Below are 24,941 nucleotides of genomic sequence, written 5' to 3' on the forward strand. Positions count from 1 at the left end.
TCCGGACAAGCCCGGCGGCATGTTCGCTTGGTCCTACCGCCCGGCCGGCCAGGCTGGCCAGCCAATCCTGCGCGTGCCCGGCCGCGGCCGCCAGTGCCGCGGCATACCCGTCGTCGCCGCCGTGTGCCATACCTGCATGCTACGCCGGGGCCGGTCCGGCCACGAGGCCGGTTTCCGGGGTGGATCAGCCGAAGTTTTCCTGCCACACGTCATAGCCAAGCTTGACGATCAGTGCCGCGACAACCACCAGGAAGACCACCCGGACAAACTTGCTTCCCTGCTGCACGGCGGTGCGGGCGCCAAGGTAGCCGCCGGCCATGTTTGCTCCCCCCAGCAGCAGGCCGATTCCCCACAGGATGGACCCGTGGGGAAGGAAGAACAGCAGCGCGCCGGCATTGGTGGCCATGTTCACGATCTTGGCTTTGGCGCTGGCCTCCAGGAAGGCGTAGCCCATGGCCGACACCAGCGCGATGACCAGGAAGGATCCGGTTCCGGGGCCGATCAGGCCGTCATAGAAGCCGATCACCGCGCCGATGAGGCACGCGACGACGTAATGCCTGTGCCCTGCGTGCCGCAGTTCCGTGAGCTCCCCGACGCTGGGCCTGAGGGCGGTGAAAAGCGCGACGGCGACCAGCGCCACCACGATGATGGGCTTGAAGACTCCTGCCGGCAGCGTGGCCGCCAGGCTTGCCCCGCCAAAACTGCCGGCCAGGGCGATGACCGCCATGGGAACGGCCGTCCTGAGATCGGGGCCCACCCTTCGGTAGTACGTTGCGGCGCTGGTGGCGGTGCCAAAGATGGAGCCCATCTTGTTTGTGGCCAGCGCCTGGACGGGCGAGATGCCGGGCACCAGGAGCAGCGCGGGGAGCTGAATGAGTCCCCCGCCGCCCACCACTGCGTCAACCCAGCCGGCTGCGAATCCAGCCACCACAATCAGGATGATGGTGGCGGGCTGGATCGATTCGAAGCCGGAAATCACTGGTTGCGGACGGCGTTGACCACGTAGTCGACGGCCTTGTCCACTGCAACGTTCTCGGCTTCGCCGCTGCGGCGGTCCTTGATCTCCACCACGCCGTCCACCAGGCCACGGCCCACAGCCAGGATGGTGGGAACGCCCACCAGCTCGGCGTCGCCGAACTTCACGCCGGGCGAAACCTTGGGGCGGTCGTCATAGATCACGGACAGGCCGGCTTCTTCCAGTTCCGTGGAGAGCTTCTCCGCGGCCTGGAAGATCTCGTCCCCGCGGCCCACGGCAACCACGTGCACGTCGGCGGGCGCCACGGAACGGGGCCAAACAAGACCACGGTCATCATGGTTTGCCTCCGCCAGGGCGGCCACCGCACGGGTAACGCCGACGCCGTAGGAGCCCATGGTGACCACCACCTGCTTGCCGTTCTGGTCCAGCACCTTGAGGTCCAGGGCTTCGGCATACTTGCGGCCGAGCTGGAAGATGTGGCCCATCTCGATGCCGCGGGCCGTCTCCAGCGGGCCGGAGCCGTCCGGGGAGGGATCACCCGCACGGACTTCGGTACACTCGATCACGCCGTCCCAGGTGAAGTCGCGGCCCGCCACCAGCCCGAAGACATGCTTGCCGGCCTCGTTGGCTCCGGTGATCCAGGCGGTTCCGCTGACCACGCGCGGATCCACCAGATACAGCAGCTTGGTGGCGCTTTCGGCTCCGAGGAGCGGTTCGTCCAAGGAGAGGCCGGGGCCAAGGTAGCCCTTGACGATCAGCGGCTGCTTCTTGAGGTCTTCCTCGCCGGCCTGTTCAAGCCCGATTTCGCCCGCAATCGGCAGGAAAGCGCCGATGTTTGCTTCGACGCGCTTGAGGTCCACGGCACGGTCGCCGGGAACGCCGATGACCACCAGCTGCCGCTCACCCGTGGGCAGCGTCACGGCGAGCACCACGTTCTTGAGCGTGTCAGCGGCAGCCCAGGGTCCGCCGTCGGCCTCTGCGCGCGGCGCAATCTGGTTGGCAGCGGCAACCAAAGTCTCGATGGTGGGGGTGTCCGGGGTGTCCAGGACCTCCGCCGCCGGGGCGTTGCTGAAGTCGATGTCTTCGGGGACCACAGAGGTGACGGCCTCGACGTTGGCTGCATACCCGCCGGCGGAGCGGACGAAGGTGTCCTCGCCGATCTCGGTGGGGAACAGGAATTCCTCACTCCTGGACCCGCCCATGGCACCTGCAGTGGCTGCCACCGGCACCACCTCCAGCCCCAGGCGCGCGAAGATCTTCAGGTAGGCGGCGCGGTGCGCGGCGTAGCTGGCGTCCAGGCCGGCGTCGTCCACATCAAAGGAGTAGGAGTCCTTCATGATGAATTCGCGGCCGCGGAGGAGCCCCGCGCGGGGGCGGGCCTCGTCGCGGTACTTGTTCTGGATCTGGTACAGGCTCAGCGGCAGGTCCTTGTAGGACGAGTACAGGTCCTTGACCAGGAGCGTGAACATTTCCTCATGCGTGGGGGCCAGCAGGTAGTCCGCGCCCTTGCGGTCCTGGAGCCGGAACAGGCCCTCGCCGTACTCGGTCCAGCGGTTGGTGGCCTCGTACGGTTCCCGGGGCAGCAGGGCCGGAAAATGGACTTCCTGCGCGCCGATGGCTGCCATTTCCTCGCGGATGATCTCCTCGACCTTGCGCAGGACGCTCAATCCCAACGGCAGCCAGGTGTAGATGCCCGGGGCGGCCCGGCGGATATAGCCGGCGCGGACCAGGAGTTTGTGGCTCGCAACCTCGGCGTCGACGGGGTCTTCGCGCAGGGTGCGCAGGAAAAGCTGGGACAGTCGTAGGACCACGGGTGTATCCGTTTCTGGGGAAGTGCTGGGTCAGCAGGCCGGGCAATTTCGTCTGGGTACTAATCTACCGGCACACAACCTTGGGCATGGACCTGCCCTGGCGCGCCTCCCGGCCCCGGGCCATCGGGCGGCCGGTCACCGACCCCGGACACAGTAGGGCCACGCCCGGAATATACAAAGCCCCTGGCCCCCCAGTGAGGCTGGTCATCGCATCCGGGCGTGGCCCAACGCCGTTATCGCCTGAGTACTGGTGAGGACTGGTGAGACCGCCCACGCCACTTCCAGCGCAGCTAGATCGAACTTATGTGATCGCGCACACGTTTGACAAGTGTTTTGACGTTGTAAACCTGTTGACCCCCTCCATGACGGCGCCTAGCTTTTAATTCATCAGGTGATGAATTCCGGGACAACCTTCCCGGGCCGCCTGGCAAAGCATCCGGAGGCAGCCGTGTCCCACCCTTCAGCACCCCCAACCGCCCAGCCCGGCCCCCATGCCGGTGGCGGGACAGATGCCATCGTGGCCACCGGACTGGCTGTCAGGCTTGCACGGCAGCCCGTGCTTCAGGGACTGGACTTCACGGTCCCCGCCGGACAGATCACCGGCCTGCTGGGGCCGTCCGGAAGCGGCAAAACCACCCTGATGCGGACCATCGTGGGGGCGCAGCGGGCTTCCGCCGGGACCGTCCAGGTGTTGGGGCTGCCCGCCGGAAGCGCCGCCCTGCGCCGGCAGGTGGGCTATGTGACCCAGTCCCCCAGCGTCTACCCCGACCTGACGGTGGAGGCAAACGTCCGCTACTTCGGAGCGATGCACCGCAAAGGCAAAGCCGACGTGGCGGAGGCAATCGCCGCCGTCGGGCTTGAACCCCTGGCCCGCCGGAAAGCCGCCGACCTGTCCGGCGGGCAGGTCAACCGGGTGTCCCTGGCTTGTGCCCTGGTGGCACATCCCCGGCTGCTGGTCCTTGACGAGCCGACCGTGGGCCTGGATCCCGTCCTGCGCGCCGACCTGTGGGAACGGTTCCGTGCCATGGCCGCGGCGGGCACAACACTCCTGGTCTCCAGCCATGTGATGGAGGAGGCCAGCCGCTGCGACACACTGCTGCTGTTGCGGAACGGGCGGCTCCTGGCCCACCTCACGCCGGAAGGGCTCAGCAGGAAGGGACACAGCAGCAACCTGGAGCAGGCCTTCCTGGCCATCATCAGGGAGCAGGAAGAGTACGACGGCGGGAGGCCGCCCGGGCAGGACGCCTCGCGGAGCGGCGGCGGTGCGGGGATGGAAGAGAACAGGAGCGTACGCTGATGGACGTCCGGATGATGCTGGCGACGGCGCGCAGGGTGCTCAGCCAGTTGCGCCACGACCACCGCAGCATCGCCATGATCCTGGTGGTGCCTGCACTGCTGCTGACGGCGGTGTACTTCCTCTACGAGAACGAAACCCTCCCGCCCGGCGTGCCGCGCACCTTCGACCGGGTGGGCCTAATGATGCTGGCAATCTTTCCGTTCGTGGTGATGTTCCTGGTCACCTCCATCACCATGCTGAGGGAACGCACGTCCGGGACGCTGGAGCGGCTGCTGACGACTCCCGTGCACAAGGCCGACCTGCTCTTCGGATACGGCCTGGCATTTTCCCTGATGGCCGCACTGCAGTCGCTGGTGGCCACCGCGGTGGCCTACTGGGTCTTCGGCCTGGATATCGCCGGAGCACCGGGCTATGTGGTGCTGATCGCAGTGATCAATGCGGTTTTGGGCGTGGCGCTCGGCCTGTTTTGTTCGGCCTTTGCCCGGACCGAGTTCCAGGCGGTCCAGTTCATGCCGGTCGTGGTGGTGCCGCAGATCCTCCTGTGCGGCCTGTTCGTGGCGCGGGAACGGATGAACGATGTCCTGGAGGCAGTGTCCAATGTGCTGCCCCTGACCTTCTCGGTGGATGCCCTCCAGGAGATAGCGGCCCATGCGGAGGCGACCAGCAGGCTGTGGCAGGACGCCTTCGCCATGGCGGCCATCGCGCTGGGCGTCCTGGTGCTCTCTGCCCTCACGCTGCGGCGGCGGACGTGAGGCTGGAGGATTCCGCCGGCAGCCCGGACCGGCCCGGCAGGGTCCGTTCCGCAACGGCCGATGGCGGACCAACTTCCACCCGCAGGGGACGCCGCGGCGGCAGCACGGAGTCCCGGGACCACATCCTGGACGCCGCCCGCAGACTCTTCGCCGAACATGGCTTCGAGGGCACCAGCCTGCGGCAGGTTGCCCGCAGTGCAGGAGTGGATCCGGCCATGATCCACCATTTCTTCACGGGCAAGGACGAGCTTTTCGCGCTCAGCGTGGAGCTGCCTGCCGACCCGGAGACGGTCCTGGCGGGCATGGCGGGCACGGAGCCCGACCGGCGGGCGGAACTGGTTGTCAGGACGGTCCTCCGGCTCTGGGAGAGCCCGGCCCAGGCCGGCCTGCTGGCTTTCCTCCGTGGCACGATCGGGTCCAAGGCCAAAACGGCCCTGCTGCGGGACATGGTGGCAAAACGGGTGATCAGCAGGATCATGGCGGGCGTTCCCGGGACACCCGAGGAAGTCGCGCTGCGTGGAAGCCTCGTGGCCACCCAGGTGGTGGGACTGATGATGGTCCGCTACGTTGTCCGGCTGGAGCCGCTGGCCTCCGCTGCGCCCGAGGACGTTGTGCGGCTCGTGGCCCCGAACGTGCAGCGGTACCTCACCGGCCCCCTCGCCTGACCTAGCGGGTTACAGCACGCCAAGGGGCTGGCCTGGGCGATCAGGGTAAAGGCCGGGCCGGCTGCCTGGTCACGGTCCTGCTATTTGATCAGGGCGGCAGCGGCGTCCATCAGGGCGCCCGCCCGTTGCACGGCGTCGGCCTCGCTTGCGCCGCCGGATGCGACGGAGGTAAGGACAACGCCCTGCCGGACCGCCTGGGCCGTGACGGTGGACTGTGTGCGGCCGTCAGGCAATGTGCTGTCCGTGCGGTACGCAACAGCACCGGGAACTGAACTGACCCCCGGCACCGCTTTCACGGTAACGGCGATCTCCATCCCCGAGGCAGTCATGGTCATGGAGGGGCACTTCGCCAACTGCTGCGGCGAGTCTGTGACTTTGGCCAGGAAGCTCTGGTCCAGGCCTGCCACCAGTGACAAAGCAGTGGCCGCACCGGTTCCGGTATCGGTGCTCATACCGACTGCCATGGCCGCGCCGTCAACCGAGGGCACCGTACTGGCGGCAGCGAGCTCCTTGCACTCGGCCGGCTTGACGTCGATGGAGGCGAGCATGGCCTTGGTTTGCTCCAGGGTGGTGGCGATGTCCCCGCTGGGCAGGACGGACAGCCTCCGGTCGGCCGCATCCCTGACCTGGCCCACGATGGCAGCCAGTTCTTCCGCCGTGTATGCCTTGGGGCTGGGTGTTGGGGTGGGCGTGGCTGTTGGGGTGGGGGCCGCCGTGGTTGCCTGGGGTACCGGGGAAGAGTCCGCGGCCTGTGGGGCAGCCGGTCCCCCGCAGGCGGATACGGAGATGGCCAACAGGGCCGAGGCCCCAAAAGTTCCCAGCACGGACGTCTTCAATTTTTCCCCCAATATGCAGCTGTGCGCCGGCGGCCGCCGGCTAAAAGAGAACTGTAGCGAATGTCCCCACCTGGCGGAAGCCGACGCGTTCGTACGTGGACCTGGCCCTGGTATTGAAGCCGTTCACGTAGAGGCTGGTGACGGGGGCGATCTTCTGCGCCTGCTCCACCACGGCGGACATGTACCCGGCGCTCAGCCCCTGGCCCCGGAAGACCGGATTCATCCACACGCCCTGGACCTGGGTGACGTCCTCGGTCACTGCTCCGAGCTCGGCTTTGAACACCACCTCGCGGGCTTCGTTGAGGTGGACCAGGGAATGGCCCTGCCTGATGAGGCCCTCCACGCGGCGGCTGTAGAACTCCCTGCCGCCCAAATAGGGCGAATAGCCGACTTCTTCCTCGAACATGGCGGCGCAGGCGGGAAGGATGCGGTCGAAGTCGGCGAGGTTTCCCTGGGCAAGTCCGGGATTGGCCTGCACGTGGGGGGCACCTTCGATGACCATCAAGGGCTGGTCCCCGCGGACTTCGTGGGCGTGGTGGCCCAGCTCCGCCAGCTCGGTGTTGAGGGCCAACACTGCTTCGGCGGGACCGAAGGCGGACGCATACCTGCGCCCGGAGCTGTTGGCGGCCTGCGCCACCAGGGGCGCCAGTACGGGATCGAGCTGGACGGGGACCAGGTTGGCTCCGGCCCAGCACGCGCCCGCCAGCACGCCGTCGTCGAATATTCCAATGACGCCGGCACCGCCGCTGGTGGGTGCCGCCGTCCCTGTGGCCCGGAGGTGGGCCAGGATGAACACGTTGGCCACCGGGTCCTGCAGGGCCAGCGATGTCAGCGCGGGGGTGTCCTGCCCGTCGAGGGTACGGACGGACAACCCCGCGGGATCGGCAACGTCCTTACGAGACGCTAACCACGGGGCTACCCTTGACAGCATCTTCGCCATCGGCCTCCCCCATCTCTTCCGCGATACGCATGGCCTCTTCGATCAGTGTCTCAACAATTGCGCTCTCCGGAACAGTCTTGATGACCTCGCCCTTAACGAAAATCTGTCCCTTGCCGTTGCCGGAAGCAACGCCAAGGTCAGCCTCGCGCGCCTCGCCGGGCCCGTTAACAACGCAGCCCATGACGGCGACGCGCAGCGGAATCTCCATTCCCTCAAGACCGGCAGTGACTTGTTCTGCCAGAGTGTACACGTCCACCTGGGCCCGGCCGCAGGAGGGGCAGGACACGATTTCCAGCTTGCGGGGCCGCAGGTTCAGCGACTGGAGGATCTGGTTGCCCACCTTGATCTCTTCCACCGGCGGGGCGGAGAGGGACACGCGGATAGTGTCGCCGATGCCGCGCGAGAGGAGCGCGCCGAACGCCGTGGCCGACTTGATGGTCCCCTGGAAAGCAGGGCCGGCTTCCGTAACACCGAGGTGCAGGGGCCAGTCACCCTTTTCGGCAAGCATTTCGTAGGCCGCGACCATGATGACGGGGTCGTTGTGCTTGACCGAAATCTTGAAGTCGTGGAAGCCGTGTTCTTCGAAGAGCGACGCTTCCCAGACCGCAGACTCCACAAGGGCTTCGGGAGTGGCCTTGCCGTACTTCTTGAGGATGCCGGGTTCCAGGGAGCCGGCGTTGACGCCGATCCGGATCGAGGTCCCGTGGTCCTTGGCGGCCGCCGCGATTTCCTTGACCTGGTCGTCGAACTTGCGGATATTGCCGGGGTTTACCCGCACGGCCGCGCAACCTGCTTCGATGGCTGCGAAGACGTACTTGGGCTGGAAGTGGATGTCCGCGATGACGGGGATCTGGGACTTCCTGGCGATGATGGGCAGTGCCTCGGCATCATCGGCGGATGGGCAGGCAACGCGGACGATGTCGCAGCCGGACGCCGTCAGTTCGGCGATCTGCTGCAGCGTGGCGTTGATGTCCGTGGTGGGCGTGGTGGTCATGGACTGCACGCTGATGGGGTAGTCGGATCCTACGCCTACCGAGCCGACTTTGATCTGGCGCGTCTTGCGGCGGGGGGCAAGGACGGGCGGTGGTGCGGACGGCATTCCCAGGCTGACCGAGGTCACGTGGACTCCTTGAGTTGAAAGGGTGAAAAGGCGGCTACGCGGCAATCCCGGCCAGGATGCCGGTTACCGGAGACCATTCGGTGATGCGGGTTCCGGCGATCACGCCGGCCGCGGCAAAAGGGTCCTGCTTGAGGATCGAGTTGAGGGCGGCTTCGTCCGATGCCTTGAAGATCAGCAGGGCACCTGCTCCGTCACCATAAGGGCCGCTTGCCACGATGACGTCATCCTCTGCCAGGCCGCCGGTCCATTCGCGGTGGGCGGGACGGACCTCGTTGCGGGTTTCGGTGGAGTCTGCGGCATAAACGTACTCAACGGCAAAAACTGTCATACCGCTACCCTATCGCCATGGCAGGCCTGCCAGCGCACCGATCCGGGTCCGGCAAGGGGTCCTGCACGCGAAATGGAGCGGCACCCGGCGCAGCTCACTGCAGGAAGAGGACCTTGGCTGCTGCGGCGGTTCCGGCCGCCCACAGCATGGAGGTGAGGGTGCCGATGATGAACCGTTCGGCGGCCACCGGCGTCTCCTTCAGCTCGGCAAACCTGCCGAGGCCCTTGATGGCGACGATGTAGGCGATGGCCACCGGCTGGCCCGCGAGGATGGCAAGGCATACTCCCAGCCGTTCGAGCACGCCGATGATGGCTCCCCCGCGCAGGATCCGCTGGGTTGGCTGGGCCGGAGCGGCGGCAGTTCCGTCCGACGCCGGGTGGCCGGGCGGGGCGCTCAACTCGCCGTCAACGGCCTGGCCCCCTGCGCCGCCCGGGCCGGTGGCGCCGCCTGCAGTGGCCTGGGATTCACCGGCTGGGGTGCGGGGAACGACTGTCCCGCCGGCGGGTGCGCGGGAGGGATCATCCACGGTGACATCGGCGGAAGGGTCCTGCTCCGCCCGGCGGGAATCCTCCGCAGCCTTGGCGGCGTCCGCCTTGTCATCGATGGTCCTGGCCAGCTTGAACACCAGTGCCGTGACGGGCCAGCCGGCAAAGCCAGCCACCACAAGGGCCAAAGCCACCCAAAGTGCGCTCACCTGTCTCCTTTGTTCCGCGGTCCGGCGGGGGTTCCGGACCGGCCTCCGCCAGGGCCAAACCCGTTCCGGGGCCAGGCCTCCTCACGTGGCCGGACCTCTTCCGGGGCGGTCCCCTCCCAGAGCTCCGATTCCTTCAGGCCCGGATTCCTTCAGGCCTGGATTCCTTCAGGCCTGGATTTCTTCAAGCCTGGGCCAGTTGCGAGTCGGCCAGGTCCAGAAGCATGGAAGCAGCCGGCCTGGCTGCCCATTCTTCCTGCCACCCGGCCCGCAACACGGTACGGCTCACCGACTGCTCCGAAATTCCAAGTTCCTGCGCCACGCGCTTTTGGCTTCCATGCCGGCCGGGCCCAGCGCTGCCCGGGCCCAGGCGGCGGAGTGCATCCACCACCCGCCACTGCGCCTCGGTGCGTTCCTGGACGAGCCGGCCGAGCAGCCGCAACACGGCTTCGGCATTGGCACACTCCTGGACCCCTTTCCCGTCTTGGCTTCCGCCGCCGCTTCCCCCTGCCATGATGCCCGGCACCACCGACAATGGAACCTGGGAGCCGGCACCCTTGGCGAGTTCCACGGCTTTCCGTGCCGCAACGAAAGCCGTTCCGGATCCTTCCCGGGGGCTGCCGCCGCGGGGCAACGAAACGGTTCCGACGCCGATCCCGACGTACCAGCGTCCTCCGCGGAGGGCGTGCAGGGCGATCTCCACCACCGCGGACGGGTCCCGCACCACGCCCTGGACTTCATCCCCGACGGAGCGGTCGAAGACGGGCGGCTCCGCATCCGCCAGGTCCAGCCGCGCAACCTCGGCAAGCAGGGCCGGAACCCGGTCCTTGTCTCCGGTGCTCCCGCGTTGGTCGATGGTCATGACGAACATGGCTCAACCATATACGGCTGATCACACATGATCAATCAAATTTGGCTGATTATCGGTAATCAACCGTTTTTGTCTGACGTAACAGGGATGGCTATCCTAAGAGGTTGACTGGCTTGACGATGTCCGCGTAGATCAGCAGCGCGCTCATTCCCATCAGGAGGGCCGCAACCACATAGGTGACGGGAAGCAGCTTGGCGATGTCGAAGGCGCCGGGATCGGGGCGGCCACGAAGCCTGGCAACCCAGCGCCGTGCGCCCTCGTACAACGCCCCGGCGACATGGCCGCCGTCCAGCGGCAGCAACGGGATCAGGTTGAACACAGCGAGGGCGAAGTTCAGGCCGGCGAGCAGGCCAACCAGCGTTGCCACCCGTGACTGCAGCGGCACGGCTTCCATGGCCGCCACCTCGCCGGCCACCCGGCCAACGCCCACCACGCTGATGGGGCCGTTGGGATCGCGTGGCTCTTCACTGAAGGCGGCCTTGGCGACGCCCACAACCCGGGCCGGCAGGTTGAAGACAACGCCGGCCACCTGGCGGATGTTCTCCCCGGCCATGGGCAGGACGGACGACGCCGGCTGGGGCACCAGCGCCGTTTGCGCACCGATGCCGAGGAATCCGACGTCCTGGTACTGCAGGTTGCCCGCAGCGTCCGTGGCCTGCCGCCCGTCCGCACCCATGACCGGCCGGGCCGACAGGACAGGGGTGACCGTGGTGGACACCTGGCTGCCGTCCCGCTCCACGGTGATGGCTACGTCCTTGCCGGCGGAGGCCCGGATCCATTCCGTCAACTGGTCCCAGCTGGTGACCTGCCGGCCGTCGAAGGAGGTAATGGTGTCATTGGGCTTCAGGCCGGCCGCCGCGGCGGGCGTCAGCTGGCAGTCGGCGGAATTGGGATCCACGGTCTGTCCCGCGGCCACTTGGCACTTGGAGACATCGGAAATGGTGGTGGTGGCCGTGGCGACACCGAAGCCCATCAGCAGCACGGCGGTGAGCAGCACGCCAAGGATCATGTTCATGGCCGGACCGCCGAGCATGATAATGACTTTTTTCCAGACCGGGAGGCGGTAGAACACGCGGTTTTCGTCTCCTGGGCCCACTTCCTCATGCGCCATGGAGCGGGCCTCGGTGGCAAGGGTCTGGAACATCCCCGTACTGGAGGGCCGGACGGAACCGTCCTCCTTGTTGGGCGGGTACATGCCGATCATGGAGACGTAGCCGCCGAGCGGGATCGCCTTGACGCCGTATTCGGTTTCGCCTTTGCGGCGCGACCACAGGGTGGGCCCGAAACCGATCATGTACTTGGTCACCCGCACCCTGAAGAGCTTGGCGGGCACCAGGTGCCCCACCTCGTGGAGCGCGATGGACGCGGCAATGCCAAGGGCGACGAAGACAACGCCGAGGATGAAAAGTAGGACAGGGGTCATGGAGGTGCTGCTGCTTCCTAGAGACTGCTGACTGCTAAACGTTCGTGGGCGCGGGCGCGTGCCCAGCTTTCAGCATCCAGCACCGATTCCACCGTCAGCCCGGAAGAACCTGGGTGTTCGCTGAGCACGGCTTCAACGGTGTCAACGATATCGGTGAACCGGATCCGGCCGGCGTGGAAGGCCGTGACGGCTTCCTCGTTGGCGGCATTGAACACAGCCGGGAACGTGCTGCCCTGCCGTGCTGCCTCCTTGGCCAGGCCGACGGCGGGGAAGGCTTCGGTGTCCAGCGGCTCGAACGTCCACGTGGCCGCCTGCGTCCAGTCGCAGGGGCCGGCGGCTCCAGGCACGCGGTCCGGCCAGCCCAGCCCAAGGGCGATGGGGAGCCGCATGTCCGGCGGTGATGCCTGGGCGATGGTGGAGCCGTCGATGAACTGGACCATGGAATGGACGATGGACTGCGGGTGCACCACCACGTCGATCCGGTCCAGCGGGATGTCGAACAGGAGGTGGGCCTCGATGAGTTCCAGGCCCTTGTTCACCAGGGTGGCTGAGTTGGTGGTGACCATGACTCCCATGTCCCAGGTGGGGTGGGCAAGGGCCTGCTGGGGGGTGACGCCGTGAAGCTCGTCCCGGCTCCGGCCGCGGAAGGGGCCGCCGGACGCGGTGAGGATGAGCTTGTCCACCTCTCCGGCGGAACCGGAGCGCAGGCACTGGGCAATTGCGGAGTGCTCGGAGTCCACCGGAACGATCTGGCCTTCGGTGGCTGCGGCCTTGACCAGGCTGCCGCCCACGATGAGCGACTCCTTGTTGGCAAGGGCCAGGGTGGCTCCGGACTTGAGGGCGGCGAGGGTAGGTGCCAGGCCGATGGATCCGGTGATGCCGTTCAGCACCACGTCCGCGTCCACGGCGGCGATCCGGGCGGAGGCGTCCGGGCCGGCCATGATCTCAGGCCGGTAGGACGGGCGGCCTGCCGCTGCGGCGGCGTCGCGGATCAGCGCTTCCAGCCGCCCTGGGTCTCCCCCGGCAATTCCCACGGCTGCCGCGCCGGTGTGGACGGCCTGCTGCGCCAGGAGCTCCAGGTTGCCGCCCCCGGCACTGAGTGCCACCACCTCGAACAGGTGCGGGGCGCCGTCGACGACGTCAATCGCCTGGGTGCCGATGGAACCGGTGGATCCGAGGAGGACGACTCTGCGTGGCTGCATTGCTTAAGTATCCCGCACCCTCCACGCGCCGCCGCGCCCCTGACCTGCTGCTGCGCCTTGACCCCCGTGCCGCCGGGCGTAACGTGGACTGCGTGGACTGGCTCTCGTGGTTCGATGCACCGGAGTACGAATTCGCGCGGCAGGTGCTGCAACGGGGTGTGGCAGCACTGTATTTCGTTGCGTTCCTGTCCACGCTGAACCAGTTTCCCGCCCTGCTCGGCGAGCGCGGACTTCTCCCCGTGCCGGAATTCCTCGCCGCCTTCACCCGCCTGCGCCGGCCCACGCTGTTCCGCTGGCGGTACTCCGACCGGCTGCTGCGCGGTGTATGCTCCGCCGGCTTGGTGGTGTCGGCGCTGCTCGTGGCCGGCTTGCCGCAGGCGGGACCGCCCTGGGTGCCGTTGGCCGCGTTCCTGGCGCTCTGGCTGCTCTACATGTCGATCGTGAACGTGGGCCAAACGTTCTATGGCTTCGGCTGGGAAATGCTGCTCCTTGAGGCAGGCTTCACGGTGGCGTTCCTGGGGTCGAACCAGACGGAGCCGCCCCGGACCATCCTGATCCTGGTCGTGTGGCTGGTGTTCCGGCTGGAGTTCGGCGCGGGCATGATCAAGATCCGCGGCGGCCGGGAGTGGCGCGACCTGACGGCGCTGTACTACCACCATGAGACACAGCCCATGCCCGGACCGCTCAGCCGGCAGGCGCACCTCCTGCCCAAGCCACTGCACCGGATCGAGGTGGTGGGCAACCACATCGCCCAGCTGGTGGTGCCGTTCCTGCTCTTCGCGCCGCAGCCCGTGGCCAGCGTCGCGGCGGCGGTGGTGGTGGTTACCCAGCTCTGGCTGGTGGCGAGCGGAAATTTCGCTTGGCTGAACTGGATGGCAATCGTGCTGGCGTTCGCGGCGGTCAGCGATCCCGTGGCACATGCCGTCATCCCGGCCATGCCCGCCGATTGGGATGCCGCCACGGGATGGCAGCGGCAAACGCCGCTGTGGTGGCTGGCCGTCACCCTCGCGGCGTCTGTGGTGCTGCTGGTCCTGAGCTACTGGCCGCTGCGGAATTTGTTCTCCCGCCGCCAGCTCATGAACGCCAGCTTTAACCGGTGGCAGCTGGTCAACGCCTACGGCGCGTTCGGCACGGTGACGAAGCAGCGCATCGAAATCGTCGTGGAGGGCACGCTGGACGAGGACCCCGGCGACGGCGCGGACTGGCGTGAGTACGGTTTCAAGGGCAAACCCGGTGACGTGCGCCGGATTCCCCGGCAGTGGGCCCCGTACCACCTGCGGCTGGACTGGCTGATGTGGTTCCTGCCCCTGCGGAGTGTGCATGAGGAGTGGTTCTACGCGTTCCTGGCCAAGCTCCTGGCGGCGGACCGGCAGGTGCTGCGGCTGCTGCGCCGTGATCCGTTCGACGGCGCCGCCCCGCGCTGGGTGCGGGTGCGCAGCTTCCACTACCGCTTCGCCACCCGGAAGGAGTTCCGGGAGACCGGCAACCGGTGGGTGCGGACGCTGCTCTACGAACCCATTCCACCAACCTCGCTGCGGCGGTCGCCCGGCCGGCAGCGGTAACGGGCATCCGGTGGAAAGTTCCTGCCCGCGCTAGGCCTTTTCCGCTGCGCGGCGCATGATCTCCTGGGCGTGCTTGAGGATGGGCCCGTCAATCATCTTCCCCTGGTACCGGAAGACTCCCGATCCGGCCGACGCCGCGGCATCCAGGAGGGCCTGCGCGGCAGCCACCTCCTCATCCGAGGGTGCGTAGGCCTTACGGACGACGGCGGCCTGGCTGGGGTGGATGCATGCCTTGGAGCTGAACCCGGAGGCCACAGCATCGGCGGCTTCGGCGGCCAGTCCATCGAGGTCCGGGATGTTCGTGTAAACGGCGTCTACCGCTTCCTTGCCATGGGCGCGCGCGGCCAAAAGCACCGAGGAGCGGGCGTGCAGCGCCACTGCCCGGTAGCCGCCGTCGTCATTCCTGCTGGACGTGCCGCCCAGCGTGGCAAGCAGGTCCTCCGCCCCCCACATAAGGCCCACCACGTTGGGGGCAGCGGCGATAGCCGCGGCGTTGAGCACGCCGAGGGCTGTTTCACACAGGGCGATCACCTGGTACCCCTCCAGCGCCTTGAGCTGTTCAGCCGATTCCGCTTTGGCCAGCATCACGGTCCGGTAGGGCGTGTGGGCGAGGCAGTGCAGGTCCTTTTCAAAGTCGTCGGTGCCAACGGGATTGACCCGGACGATGGTGCAGCTGGGTTCAAGCTCCGGCTCCACGCCGGTGGTGCCAAGCTGGGCGAGGATGGCGCCGCGGGCACGCTGCTTGTCCGCCGGCGCCACCGCGTCTTCAAGGTCCAGGATGACGGCATCGGCGCGGGCGGCCGCCTTCTGGTAGCGCTCCGGCCGGTCGGCGGGGCAGAAGAGCAGCGCAGGTCCCATCACAAAAGTCATACCGGCATTCTCTCCTGTCCGGTGCCCTGCGCCTTCACATGGGCGTCCCGGGTCCACATCAGGCAGCTGCGCGTGGCCCGGGCCACCACCGTTCCGTCCTGATTGCGTCCGGTGTGCTGCATGGTGGCGATCCCCTGTCCTGGGCGTGAAGCCGACAACCGCTTGCCGGTGATGACCGTCTCGGTGTAGAGCGTGTCCCCATGGTAGAGGGGATGCGGGAACGAAACGTCCGTCAGGCCCAGCTGGGCGATGATGGTCCCCTGGGTCAGCTGCGTCACCGACTGCCCCACCATGGTGGCCAGGGTGAACATGGAGTTCATCAGCCGCTGGCCGAAGGGCTGGCCCGCGCTCCAGGCGGCGTCCAGGTGCAGTGCCTGGGTGTTCATGGTGAGCGTGGTGAACAAGACGTTGTCCGTTTCCGTCACCGTGCGGCCCGGGCGGTGGGCATATACCACGCCCTCCTCCAGTTCATCGAAGTACAGCCCGCGCTGTTCGACCACCCGCCGGCCGCCGCCCTGGCCGGTGCCCGTCCCGGCGCCGGCCCCGTTGGAATTTGTCCCGTTGGAATCCGTGCCGCTCATACGGTGAGTTCCTGGTCTTCCTCGAAGAGGTCCGCGCCGGTAGCGGCCACGACGTCCTCGGCGGAGACGTTGGGGGCCAGTTCGCGCAGCACCAGGCGCGGGGAACCACCGTCCTTGACGACGTCGATCACGGCCAGGTCCGTGATGATCCGGTCCACGCAGCCCTTCCCGGTCAGCGGCAGCGAGCACTCCTGGACGATCTTGGGGTTGCCGCTGCGGTCCACGTGCTCCATCATGACGATCACCCGCTTGGCCCCGAACACCAGGTCCATGGCTCCGCCCATTCCCTTGACCATCTTTCCGGGGATCATCCAGTTGGCCAGGTCCCCGTTGGCGGCAACCTCCATGGCGCCCAGGACGGCGAGGTCCACGTGGCCACCGCGGATCATGCCGAAGGAGGTTGCCGAGTCGAAGAACGCCGCTCCCCTGTTGACCGTCACGGTTTCCTTGCCGGCATTGATCAGGTCCGGGTCCACCGCGTCTTCGGCGGGGTAGGGCCCGACGCCGAGGATCCCGTTCTCGGAGTGCAGCACCACTTCCACCCCGTCCGGGATGTAGTTGGGAATCAGGGTGGGCATTCCGATGCCCAGGTTCACGTACTGTCCGTTGCGGAGCTCCCGGGCAACCCGGGCGGCCAGTTCGTTGCGGGTCCAGCCTTTGCTGTCGGCGGCGGACGCCTGGTCGCCTGGTCCGGCATGGCGCTGGGAACCCGCCCGGCGGTACTCCGGGCGGACGGCTTCGGGCCGCGGCGCTTCGGGGCTGTTGGGATCCATGCTCATGCTCCTGCCTGCTGGATGCTGCCCGGTGTTCTGCCGCCGGACGCTGCGCCCCCGGCAGTCTGCGCCGTCAGGGCGACGGTGCGTTTCTCGATCCGCTTCTCGCCGTCCTTTGCCAGGACCACGCGCTGGACGAAGATCCCCGGCGTATGGATGTGTTCGGGATCAAGTTCACCGGGCTCCACGAGTTCCTCGACCTCGGCGATGGTGATCCTTCCGGCCATGGCACACAGCGGGTTGAAGTTCATCGCCGTGGCGTGGAAGACCAGGTTGCCGTGGCGGTCGCCCTTCCAGGCATGCACCAGCCCGAAGTCCGGGGTGAGGGACTCTTCCAGGACGTAGTCAACTCCCCCGAACGAGCGGACCTCCTTCGGGGCGGAGGCGACCGCTATGCCTCCGTTCGCGTCGTACTTCTGCGGCAGGCCGCCGTCGGACACCTGGGTGCCGACCCCAGCCTTGGTGTAGAAGGCCGGGATGCCGGCGCCGCCGGCGCGCAGCTTCTCCGCCAGGGTGCCCTGTGGGGTCAGCACCACTTCGAGTTCACCGGCGAGGTACTGGCGGGCGAACTCCTTGTTTTCGCCCACGTAGGAGCTGATGGTGCGGCGGATGCGCCCGTCGCGGAGCAGGATGCCAAGCCCCCAGTCGTCTACGCCGCAGTTGTTGCTGACGGTTTCCAGGTTCGAGGTTCCGGCCCGGTGCAGGGCATCGATCAGGGCCACCGGGATCCCGCAGAGTCCGAAGCCGCCCACGGCCAGGGAGGCGCCGTCGGGGATGTCCGCGACGGCTTCATCGGCACTGGCAACAACCTTGTCAATCATCATCGATCCTTTCAGGCCGGCTTCGTTGCCTGCCGCAGGTGCGGGGGCTACAGTCCCAGTTCGCGGGCGATCAGCATCAACTGGACCTCCGTGGTGCCCTCCCCCACTTCAAGGATCTTGGAGTCGCGGTAGTGGCGTGCCACGGTGAACTCGTTGATGAAGCCATAGCCGCCGAATACCTGGGTGGCATCCCGCGCATTGTCCATGGCCGCCTCGCCTGCGACCATCTTAGCGATGGCTGCCTGGGTCTTGAACGGCTTCCCGGCGAGCATCCTGGCGGCAGCGTCGTAGTACGCCAGGCGGGCGGTGTGTGCCCGCGCCTCCATCCTGGCGATCTTGAACGAGATGGCCTGGTACTTGCCGATTTCGCTGCCGAATGCGCGGCGCTCACGGGCGTACCGGACCGACAGGTCAACGCAGCCCTGCGCCGCGCCGGTGGCCAGGGCGGCGATGGCGATGCGTCCTTCGTCCAGGATGGAGAGGAAGTTCGCGTAGCCGCGCCCCTCCGTGCCCAGCAGGTTTTCCTCCGGCACGCGGACGTCCTTGAGGGTCAGCGGGTGAGTGTCGGAGGCATTCCAGCCCACTTTGTTGTACGGCTTTTCGGCCTTGAAGCCGGGCGTGTCCGTCGGCACCAGGATGGTGGAGATCTCCTTCTTGACGCTGCCGTCCGCGCGTTCCGTTTCCCCCGTGACGGCCGTGACGGTGACCAGCCGGGTGATGTCCGTCCCGGAGTTGGTGATGAACTCCTTATTGCCGTTGATCACCCAGTTGCCGTCCTCGCGGCGGGCGTGGGTCTTGGTTCCGCCGGCATCCGAGCCCGCCTCCGGCTCGGTCAGCCCGAACCCGGCGAGCGCCTGGCCGGAGGCCAGCATGGGCAGCCATTCCTCTTTTTGCGCATCGGTGCCGAAGCGGTAGACGGGCATGGCACCCAGGGACACGCCCGCCTCGAGGGTGATCGCCACGGACTGGTCCACGCGGCCGAGCTGCTCCAGGGCGAGGGCCAGGGCAAAGTAATCCCCGCCCATGCCGCCATATTCCTCCGGGAACGGCAGCCCGAACAGGCCCATCTCCGCCATCTGCTTCACCACTTCATACGGGAAGCTGTGCTCTTCGTCGTGCTTTGCCGAGACCGGGGCCACCACGTTGTCCGCGAAGTCCCGCACGGTGTCGCTGAGGTCCTGGTATTCCTCGTTGAGTTCAAAACCGGTCATGGTCAGGCTCCTTCGCCTTGCTGTGCAGCTGAATCTGTCTCTATGGCTTGCGCTGTGTCCGTCGCCGGCGACGTGTCACTGGCGTCCGGCGTAGCGTCGGGGTGGATGGTGGCCAACACCTGGTCGGCCTTGACCAGGTCGCCGGTGCGAGCGCCCAGGTGGACCGTCCCTGCCAGCGGGGCCACCAGATGGTGTTCCATCTTCATGGCCTCCACGGACACCAGGACATCCCCGGCCTTGACCGCCTCCCCGTCGCTGACGGGGACGGCCACGACGGTCCCGGGCATCGGCGAGCGCACTTCGGGGTCGGCCGCGCCGTCCTTCCGCTGGATGGCAGCCAGCACCCGTTCCAGCCGCGCCTCGCGGGTCAGGACGTCCAGCCGGCAGGACCAGCCGGTATTGCCCAGGTAGAGCTGTTCGGGTCCGGCGGGAACGGGGTTGTCCCGGGCCGGGGCCCCAGGCGGTGTGTAGGCCGGTGCCAGCCGGTAGGCGTGGTGCTGGCCCTCCAGGTCAAGGTCGAAGCTTCGCCGGCTGGACCACAGCAGTGACGCCCGCATCCCGGGGCCGCCGTTGACGGCGACCACGGCGGTCCCTCCCCCGTTGGGGGTGCCGGTGACCTGGACGGTGGCCACGCCGCCGTCGGGCGTTCCCAGGCTGACGCGGCGCGGCGCCGGCTTCCCAAGGCGCCAGCCGCTGCGGTCCCGCCAGGGACCGCTCCCCGGGGCAGGGTTGTCCTGGTCCTCCAAGGAGAGCGTGTACAGGGCGGCGGCCACCAGCTCCGCGTCGCCCACGCGCCGGAACTCCAGTCCTGGCAGTTTCCGCTCAATCAGCCCGGTATCCAGGCGGCCGGCCTGGACGTCGGGATCGCTGAGCAGCAGCCTCAGGTATTCGACATTGGTGTCGATGCCCAGCGCCGTGTAGCCGGACAGGGCCACGTCCAGGGTGGCGAGCGCGGCTGCACGGTCTTCACCCCAGGCAATGACCTTCGAGATCATGGGGTCATAGCTGGCCGAAAGCTCCAGCCCTTCCACCAGGGAGGAATCCACCCGGACCCGGCCGGCGGCCTGGTCCGCTTCCGCGGGGGCCGGAGCGGTGGGCCGCCCCTTGGGCCCGGGCAGTTCGTCCAGCGCGAGCACCGTACCGGTGGACGGGAGGAAGTTCTTCTCCGGCACCTCCGCGTACACCCGGGCCTCCACGGCATGCCCGCTAAGCGTGACGTCGTCCTGCCGGAGCGTCAGTTCGGCACCCGCGGCGATGCGCACCTGCCATTCCACCAGGTCGGTGTCCGTCACCATCTCGGTGAGCGGGTGTTCCACCTGCAGCCGGGTGTTCATCTCCATGAAGAAGAACTCGTCCGGCGCATCGTCGGAGACCAGGAACTCCACGGTCCCAGCACCTGTGTAGGCCACGCTGCGGGCGGCGTTGCAGGCGGCTTCGCCGATCCGGGCACGCACGTCGGCCCCGTTGGGAAGGCTTTCCAGCAGGGGTGAGGGGGCTTCCTCAATGACTTTCTGGTGCCGGCGCTGAAGGGAGCATTCGCGCTCGCCGAGGTGGATGACGTTGCCGTGGCCGTCCGCCAGCACCTGGACTTCGATGTGCCGCGGTGTGGTCACCAGGCGTTCGAGGAAGAGGGTGTCATCACCGAAGGCGGCGGCCGCCACCCTGCGTGCTGTCACCAGGGCTGCGGGGAGGTCCTCCGCCGTGGTGACGGCCTGCATGCCCTTGCCCCCGCCGCCCGCCGACGGCTTGATCAGGAGGGGAAAGCCGACGGCGGCAGCCGCCTCTACGAGTTCGGCGTCGGTCATGCCGGGCTTGGCGATGCCCGGAACGACCGGCACGCCGTACCCGGCCACATGGTTCTTTGCCCGGATCTTGTCGCCCATGACGTTGAGCGCTTCCACGCCGGGGCCGATGAACGTGATGCCGGCCTTCTCCAGGGCGCGGGCGAAGTCCACGTTCTCGCTCAGGAACCCGTAGCCGGGGTGGACGGCCTCGGCGCCGGACTCCCGGCAGGCCTGAATGATGGCGTCGGTATTCAGATAGCTCTCGCTTGCCGCGGCGGGGCCGATCCGGACGGAAAGGTCGGCTTCCCGCACGTGGCGCGCTCCGGCGTCGGCATCGCTGTAAACCGCAACGGAACGGATGCCGAGGCGGCGCAGGGTGCGGATGACGCGGCAGGCGATCTCGCCACGGTTGGCCACCAGCACCGTGCTGAACAAGGGTCCGCTGGCGGCTCCGTCAGGGGCAGCAGCGCCGGCGGTGGCTGGATTTGTGGTGGTCTGCATGGTCATTGCTGGCTCACATCCGGAAGAGGCCGAAGGAGGTCTCCGGCAAAGGGGTGCGGGAGACGACGTCGAGCGCCAGGCCCAGGATGGTGCGGGTATCGGCGGGATCGATGACGCCGTCATCCCAGAGCCGGGCCGTGGAGTAGTAGGGGCTGCCCTGTTCCTCGTACTGCCGCCGGATGGGGGCCTTGAACTCCTCTTCGTCCTGTTCCGGCCATTCATCGCCGGCGGCCTCGTACTGGTCCCGCTTCACGGTGGCCAGGACGCTGGCGGCCTGGTTTCCACCCATGACGGAAATCCGCGCCGCGGGCCACATCCACAGGAACCGCGGGGAGTAGGCCCGGCCGCACATGGAGTAGTTGCCGGCGCCAAAGGAGCCGCCGATGACCACGGTCAGTTTGGGGACCCGGGCGGTGGCAACGGCGGTGACCATCTTGGCGCCGTTCTTGGCGATGCCACCCTGCTCGGCGTCCCTGCCCACCATGAACCCGGAGATGTTCTGCAGGAACACCAGGGGGATGCCGCGCTGGTCGCACAGCTCGATGAAATGGGCGCCCTTAAGGGACGATTCGCTGAACAGCACCCCGTTGTTGGCCACGATTCCCACCGGGTGCCCCTCGATCCGGGCGAACCCCGTGACCAGGGTGGTGCCGTAGTCCTTCTTGAATTCGTGGAACCTGCTGCCGTCGACCAGCCGATTGATGACCTCGTGGACGTCGTAGGGGGCGTTGACGTCCGTGGGCACGGCGCCATAGAGCCCGTCCGGGTCCACGGCCGGTTCGACGGCGGGTTCCACCTGCCAGGCAGGGGCGGCGGGGGGCGGCAGGGTGGCCACGATGTCGCGGATGATCTGCAGGGCATGTTCGTCGTTTTCGGCCAGGTGGTCCGTGACCCCGGAAACCCGGGAGTGCACGTCGCCGCCGCCCAGCTCCTCCGCCGTGACGATCTCGCCGATTGCGGCCTTCACCAGCGGCGGCCCGCCGAGGAAGATGGTGCCCTGGTTGCGGACGATGACGGTCTCGTCGCTCATGGCCGGGACGTAGGCTCCGCCGGCCGTGCAGGACCCCATGACGGCCGCGATCTGCGGGATCTTGGCGGCGGAGAGGCGGGCCTGGTTGTAGAAGATGCGGCCAAAGTGGTCCTTGTCCGGGAATACTTCATCCTGCTTGGGCAGGAAGGCGCCGCCGGAGTCCACCAGGTAGATGCACGGCAGCCTGTTCTCCAAGGCGATCTCCTGGGCGCGGAGGTGCTTCTTCACCGTCATCGGGTAATAGGTGCCGCCCTTGACGGTTGCGTCATTCGAGATCACCAGGACCTGCCTGCCGTGGACCAGGCCAATGCCGGCGATGACCCCGGCGCCGGGCGCTTCGTCGTCGTACATTCCGTTGGCCGCCAGCGGCGCAATCTCCAGGAAGGGGCTTCCGTCGTCCAGCAGCTGGTCGATCCGGTCGCGCGGCAGGAGTTTGCCGCGGGCCATATGGCGCTCGCGCGACTTCTGCGGGCCGCCCAGTGCAGCGTCCGCCAGCCTTTTCCTCAGGTCCCCGGCGAGTGAGAGCTGCGCTTCCCGGTTGGTTCGGAAGGACTCGCTTGCTGCATCAAGCCGGGTGGCAAGGGTCTCCATTGACGGTCCGTTCTTGTATCGACCGGGTGGCCTCGACGCCAACTCGGTTAGTGTTTAATAACTGAAATTCAGGTTAGCCGCGATTAACTGTGATGTCCAACACACCACCGGCTTGCTAGACTCTGCGTCGGTCCTAGGAGGAAAAGTGGCCAGCACGGAAACACAACCCAGCAACGCCCGGCAGCCGACCGCCGCGCAGCCCGCCCCGACCACCCAGCGCGGCAGGGCCAAGGAAAACCGGCGGCAGGCGTTGCTGGCAGCTGCCGCCTCACTGTTCGCCCTGAACGGTTTCAACCGTGTCTCGCTGGAGGACCTGGGGGCTGCTGCAGGAGTCAGCGGGCCGGCCGTGTACCGCCACTTTTCCGGAAAGCAGGCTGTCCTCGCCGACCTGCTGGTCACCGTGAGCCAGGAACTGCTGGACGGCGGGCGCCAGGTGGCGGAAAACACCGCCGATCCTTTGGCTGCGCTGCGCCGCCTGGTGGAGTTCCAGGTGGACTTCGCCCTCGGCAAGCCGGATGTGATCCGGGTGCAGGACCGCGACTTCAGCAACTTGTCGGAACGCGACCAGTTGGCGGTGCGCACCCTGCAACGCAGCTATGTGGAGGTATGGGTCGACGTCCTGGCCAAGGTGCATCCAGGAATTGATCCTGCGGAACTGCGCATGCGGGCGCACGCCACCTTTGGCCTCATCAATTCCACTCCGCATTCCGTCCGCACGCACGGCAGGCGGATGGCCGTCGGGGTGGCCCGGCCCCTGCTGGAACGCATGGCACTGGCCGCGCTGACGGTGCCCTCGGCCTGACCCGCCCGGCACGGGGCACCACACGAACGGCCTCGGCCCGCACAACCGGCCCCGGGCAGCGCCGCTTATGCGGGTTGGGGCCGGTGATGTGCAGGTCAGGACGCGTTAGACCATCGTGAGCACCATCCCGGGCTCGGCCAGGATGGCTCCGACGTCGGCCAGGAACCGCGAACCCTGCTCCCCGTCCACCAGGCGGTGGTCGAAGGACAGGCTCAGCGTGAGCACCTGGCGCAGCGCCACCTCGCCGCGGTATTCCCACGGCAGGGTCCGGACTGCACCCAGGCCCAGGATGGCGGCCTCGCCGGGATTGAGGATGGGGGTGCCGGCGTCGATGCCGAAGACGCCGATGTTGGTGATGGAGATGGTGCCGCCGGACAGATCTGCGGGGGCCGTCTTTCCGGCCCGCGCGGTTTCCGCGAGCGCCGTCAGGGCCTGGGCCAGCTCAGGGAGCGCCAGCGCGTCAGCGTCCTTGACATTGGGAACGGTGAGTCCCCTCGGCGTGGCCGCCGCAATCCCCAGGTTCACGTAGTTGAAGGTGATGATTTCCTGGTTCTCCTCGTCCCAGCGGGAATTCAGCGACGGGTTGCGGCGCAGGGCGATGAGGACTGCCTTGGCCGCGAGCGTCAACGGGGTGAGTTTGATGCCCGCGAACGCCCTGCTGTTCTTGAGTTTGGCCAGCAGCTCGAGGCTCGGTGTGACGTCCACGGTGAGGAACTCGGTGGCGTGCGGCGCGGTGAACGCGCTGTGCACCATCGCCGCGGCGGTGTGTTTGCGCACGCCCTTGATGGGGGTCCGCGTCTCCCGCGCACCGGGGCGGGTTGCAACGTCTTTCGGCGCCGGTCCGGCCGCGGGCGCCGGTTCTTCCGGGTGTCCGGCGAACCCCTGGACGTCATCGCGGGTGATGAGGCCGCCCGGACCGGTGCCGCGGACCTGGGTCAGGTCCAGGCCGAGGTCCTTGGCCAGCTTGCGGACCGGAGGCGTGGACCGCGGACGTTCCACGGGCGTGGTGTCGACAGGCTCAGCCACCGGGGAGCTGGTTACCGCGGGCTTGGTGCCGGCGGGCTCGACCGCCGGGGAACTGGTTCCGGCAGGTGCGGCCGCCGGCGCAAAATTCCTGGGCCGGCGGGCCGGCCGGCCGGCCGCTTCAACGACCGCGCCGTACCCCACCAGGTTCGGTTCCCTCTTCGGCGTTACCGCAGTGGACTCCCCTTCCCCGGCCGCCAAGCCGGCGGACGACTGCGACGGTGGCGGCCCGGCGTCGTCCGGAACTTCGAAGGAGACGATCGGCTTGCCCACCTCCACCACGGATCCGGGCTGTTCGTGGAGCTCCTTGATGACCCCGGCGAACGGTGACGGCAGTTCTACCACGGCTTTGGCGGTTTCAACTTCGGCGATGACCTGGTTCAGGCTGACGGTGTCGCCAACGTCCACTTTCCAGCTGAGGATTTCTGACTCGGTGAGTCCCTCGCCCAGGTCCGGGAGGCGGAATTCCTTGATCATGGT

General features: G+C 67.5%; 23 protein-coding genes. 5 read left to right on the top strand and 18 right to left on the bottom strand.

The window, feature by feature from the left end:
• Positions 1-184: 184 nt before the first annotated feature.
• Positions 185-979, bottom strand: coding sequence for a sulfite exporter TauE/SafE family protein (locus PUN71_RS20550; RefSeq protein ID WP_277799888.1), 795 nt, complete (start codon positions 977-979; stop codon positions 185-187).
• Positions 976-2,787 (bottom strand): proline--tRNA ligase, encoded by a 1,812-nt coding sequence (locus PUN71_RS20555; protein WP_277799889.1) that lies wholly within the window; start codon positions 2,785-2,787, stop codon positions 976-978. Before PUN71_RS20555 ends, PUN71_RS20550 begins: the two co-directional genes overlap by 4 nt.
• Before the next feature lie 448 nt (positions 2,788-3,235).
• Between PUN71_RS20555 and PUN71_RS20560 the strand changes: the two genes are divergently transcribed.
• The 3 genes from PUN71_RS20560 to PUN71_RS20570 all read left to right on the top strand — a co-directional run bounded on the left by PUN71_RS20560 (position 3,236) and on the right by PUN71_RS20570 (position 5,501).
• Entirely contained in the window at positions 3,236-4,084 is an 849-nt protein-coding gene (locus PUN71_RS20560) for an ABC transporter ATP-binding protein (protein WP_502861183.1), read from the top strand.
• On the top strand, positions 4,084-4,836 hold the full coding sequence (locus tag PUN71_RS20565) for an ABC transporter permease (RefSeq protein ID WP_277799890.1): 753 nt from the start codon (positions 4,084-4,086) through the stop codon (positions 4,834-4,836). The genes PUN71_RS20560 and PUN71_RS20565 overlap by 1 nt, the downstream gene beginning before the upstream one ends.
• 122 nt (positions 4,837-4,958) lie before the next feature.
• Positions 4,959-5,501 (top strand): TetR/AcrR family transcriptional regulator, encoded by a 543-nt coding sequence (locus PUN71_RS20570; RefSeq protein WP_277799915.1) that lies wholly within the window; start codon positions 4,959-4,961, stop codon positions 5,499-5,501.
• A gap of 80 nt (positions 5,502-5,581) precedes the next feature.
• Here the strand turns inward: PUN71_RS20570 and PUN71_RS20575 are convergent, their stop codons facing one another.
• The 8 genes from PUN71_RS20575 to dxr all read right to left on the bottom strand — a co-directional run bounded on the left by PUN71_RS20575 (position 5,582) and on the right by dxr (position 12,912).
• Positions 5,582-6,325, bottom strand: a complete 744-nt coding sequence (locus tag PUN71_RS20575; RefSeq protein WP_283532420.1) for a hypothetical protein — start codon at positions 6,323-6,325, stop codon at positions 5,582-5,584.
• Positions 6,326-6,377: 52 nt separating this feature from the next.
• Positions 6,378-7,268, bottom strand: coding sequence for a GNAT family N-acetyltransferase (locus PUN71_RS20580; protein WP_277799916.1), 891 nt, complete (start codon positions 7,266-7,268; stop codon positions 6,378-6,380).
• Positions 7,231-8,397, bottom strand: coding sequence for a flavodoxin-dependent (E)-4-hydroxy-3-methylbut-2-enyl-diphosphate synthase (gene ispG, locus PUN71_RS20585; RefSeq protein WP_043452822.1), 1,167 nt, complete (start codon positions 8,395-8,397; stop codon positions 7,231-7,233). Before ispG ends, PUN71_RS20580 begins: the two co-directional genes overlap by 38 nt.
• A gap of 34 nt (positions 8,398-8,431) precedes the next feature.
• Complete coding sequence (locus PUN71_RS20590) at positions 8,432-8,725, bottom strand: YciI family protein (RefSeq protein WP_043452823.1); 294 nt, start codon at positions 8,723-8,725, stop codon at positions 8,432-8,434.
• A gap of 94 nt (positions 8,726-8,819) precedes the next feature.
• Positions 8,820-9,419 (bottom strand): hypothetical protein, encoded by a 600-nt coding sequence (locus tag PUN71_RS20595; protein ID WP_277799892.1) that lies wholly within the window; start codon positions 9,417-9,419, stop codon positions 8,820-8,822.
• Positions 9,420-9,600: 181 nt separating this feature from the next.
• Complete coding sequence (locus PUN71_RS20600; RefSeq protein ID WP_277799893.1) at positions 9,601-10,287, bottom strand: MarR family transcriptional regulator; 687 nt, start codon at positions 10,285-10,287, stop codon at positions 9,601-9,603.
• 91 nt (positions 10,288-10,378) lie between these two features.
• A complete protein-coding gene (locus PUN71_RS20605) occupies positions 10,379-11,710 on the bottom strand; it encodes a M50 family metallopeptidase (RefSeq protein ID WP_277799894.1) in 1,332 nt (443 codons plus the stop codon).
• Positions 11,711-11,727: 17 nt separating this feature from the next.
• Positions 11,728-12,912 (bottom strand): 1-deoxy-D-xylulose-5-phosphate reductoisomerase, encoded by a 1,185-nt coding sequence (dxr, locus tag PUN71_RS20610; protein WP_043452832.1) that lies wholly within the window; start codon positions 12,910-12,912, stop codon positions 11,728-11,730.
• Positions 12,913-13,004: 92 nt separating this feature from the next.
• Here dxr and PUN71_RS20615 point away from each other — a divergent pair, with 92 nt between their 5' ends.
• Positions 13,005-14,474 (top strand): lipase maturation factor family protein, encoded by a 1,470-nt coding sequence (locus PUN71_RS20615; protein WP_277799917.1) that lies wholly within the window; start codon positions 13,005-13,007, stop codon positions 14,472-14,474.
• Between the two features lie 30 nt (positions 14,475-14,504).
• On the opposite strand, the gene PUN71_RS20620 is transcribed toward PUN71_RS20615, so the two are convergent.
• From PUN71_RS20620 to PUN71_RS20650, 7 genes are read right to left on the bottom strand one after another with little or no spacing between them, the layout of a single operon-like run.
• Positions 14,505-15,344 carry an HpcH/HpaI aldolase/citrate lyase family protein gene (locus PUN71_RS20620; protein WP_277799895.1) on the bottom strand — a complete coding sequence of 280 codons (840 nt, stop codon included), beginning with the start codon at positions 15,342-15,344 and terminating at the stop codon, positions 14,505-14,507.
• The gene (locus PUN71_RS20625) at positions 15,341-15,925 is read right to left on the bottom strand and encodes a MaoC family dehydratase (RefSeq protein WP_277799896.1); all 585 of its coding nucleotides are present in this window, start codon (positions 15,923-15,925) and stop codon (positions 15,341-15,343) included. The genes PUN71_RS20620 and PUN71_RS20625 overlap by 4 nt, the downstream gene beginning before the upstream one ends.
• Positions 15,922-16,704, bottom strand: coding sequence for a CoA transferase subunit B (locus tag PUN71_RS20630; protein WP_043452835.1), 783 nt, complete (start codon positions 16,702-16,704; stop codon positions 15,922-15,924). The genes PUN71_RS20625 and PUN71_RS20630 overlap by 4 nt, the downstream gene beginning before the upstream one ends.
• Positions 16,701-17,519: a CoA transferase subunit A gene (locus tag PUN71_RS20635; protein ID WP_277799918.1), complete on the bottom strand. Its 819-nt coding sequence runs from the start codon at positions 17,517-17,519 to the stop codon at positions 16,701-16,703. Before PUN71_RS20635 ends, PUN71_RS20630 begins: the two co-directional genes overlap by 4 nt.
• Positions 17,520-17,566: 47 nt before the next feature.
• On the bottom strand, positions 17,567-18,730 hold the full coding sequence (locus tag PUN71_RS20640; RefSeq protein WP_043452837.1) for an acyl-CoA dehydrogenase family protein: 1,164 nt from the start codon (positions 18,728-18,730) through the stop codon (positions 17,567-17,569).
• A 2-nt stretch (positions 18,731-18,732) separates the two neighbouring features.
• Positions 18,733-21,021, bottom strand: a complete 2,289-nt coding sequence (locus tag PUN71_RS20645; protein WP_277799897.1) for an ATP-binding protein — start codon at positions 21,019-21,021, stop codon at positions 18,733-18,735.
• Between the two features lie 7 nt (positions 21,022-21,028).
• A complete protein-coding gene (locus PUN71_RS20650; RefSeq protein ID WP_277799898.1) occupies positions 21,029-22,636 on the bottom strand; it encodes a carboxyl transferase domain-containing protein in 1,608 nt (535 codons plus the stop codon).
• Positions 22,637-22,781: 145 nt separating this feature from the next.
• Here PUN71_RS20650 and PUN71_RS20655 point away from each other — a divergent pair, with 145 nt between their 5' ends.
• Complete coding sequence (locus tag PUN71_RS20655) at positions 22,782-23,438, top strand: SACE_7040 family transcriptional regulator (RefSeq protein ID WP_277799899.1); 657 nt, start codon at positions 22,782-22,784, stop codon at positions 23,436-23,438.
• A gap of 105 nt (positions 23,439-23,543) precedes the next feature.
• On the opposite strand, the gene PUN71_RS20660 is transcribed toward PUN71_RS20655, so the two are convergent.
• Positions 23,544-24,938 carry a dihydrolipoamide acetyltransferase family protein gene (locus tag PUN71_RS20660; RefSeq protein ID WP_277799900.1) on the bottom strand — a complete coding sequence of 465 codons (1,395 nt, stop codon included), beginning with the start codon at positions 24,936-24,938 and terminating at the stop codon, positions 23,544-23,546.
• Positions 24,939-24,941 lie beyond the last annotated feature (3 nt).

Source organism: Arthrobacter sp. NQ7 (genome assembly GCF_029581595.2).
Classification (GTDB): Bacteria; Actinomycetota; Actinomycetes; order Actinomycetales; family Micrococcaceae; genus Arthrobacter; species Arthrobacter phenanthrenivorans_B.

What these genes read in the sequence shown, in the direction of transcription:
- PUN71_RS20565 (WP_277799890.1), top strand. Translation starts at nt 4,084, where the DNA reads ATGGACGTCCGGATGATGCTGGCGACGGCGCGCAGGGTGCTCAGCCAG.
- PUN71_RS20580 (WP_277799916.1), bottom strand. Translation starts at nt 7,268, where the DNA reads ATGCTGTCAAGGGTAGCCCCGTGGTTAGCGTCTCGTAAGGACGTTGCC.
- PUN71_RS20590 (WP_043452823.1), bottom strand. Translation starts at nt 8,725, where the DNA reads ATGACAGTTTTTGCCGTTGAGTACGTTTATGCCGCAGACTCCACCGAA.
- PUN71_RS20600 (WP_277799893.1), bottom strand. Translation starts at nt 10,287, where the DNA reads ATGTTCGTCATGACCATCGACCAACGCGGGAGCACCGGAGACAAGGAC.
- PUN71_RS20605 (WP_277799894.1), bottom strand. Translation starts at nt 11,710, where the DNA reads ATGACCCCTGTCCTACTTTTCATCCTCGGCGTTGTCTTCGTCGCCCTT.
- dxr (WP_043452832.1), bottom strand. Translation starts at nt 12,912, where the DNA reads ATGCAGCCACGCAGAGTCGTCCTCCTCGGATCCACCGGTTCCATCGGC.
- PUN71_RS20620 (WP_277799895.1), bottom strand. Translation starts at nt 15,344, where the DNA reads ATGACTTTTGTGATGGGACCTGCGCTGCTCTTCTGCCCCGCCGACCGG.
- PUN71_RS20625 (WP_277799896.1), bottom strand. Translation starts at nt 15,925, where the DNA reads ATGAGCGGCACGGATTCCAACGGGACAAATTCCAACGGGGCCGGCGCC.
- PUN71_RS20630 (WP_043452835.1), bottom strand. Translation starts at nt 16,704, where the DNA reads ATGAGCATGGATCCCAACAGCCCCGAAGCGCCGCGGCCCGAAGCCGTC.
- PUN71_RS20635 (WP_277799918.1), bottom strand. Translation starts at nt 17,519, where the DNA reads ATGATTGACAAGGTTGTTGCCAGTGCCGATGAAGCCGTCGCGGACATC.
- PUN71_RS20640 (WP_043452837.1), bottom strand. Translation starts at nt 18,730, where the DNA reads ATGACCGGTTTTGAACTCAACGAGGAATACCAGGACCTCAGCGACACC.
- PUN71_RS20645 (WP_277799897.1), bottom strand. Translation starts at nt 21,021, where the DNA reads ATGACCATGCAGACCACCACAAATCCAGCCACCGCCGGCGCTGCTGCC.
- PUN71_RS20650 (WP_277799898.1), bottom strand. Translation starts at nt 22,636, where the DNA reads ATGGAGACCCTTGCCACCCGGCTTGATGCAGCAAGCGAGTCCTTCCGA.
- PUN71_RS20660 (WP_277799900.1), bottom strand. Translation starts at nt 24,938, where the DNA reads ATGATCAAGGAATTCCGCCTCCCGGACCTGGGCGAGGGACTCACCGAG.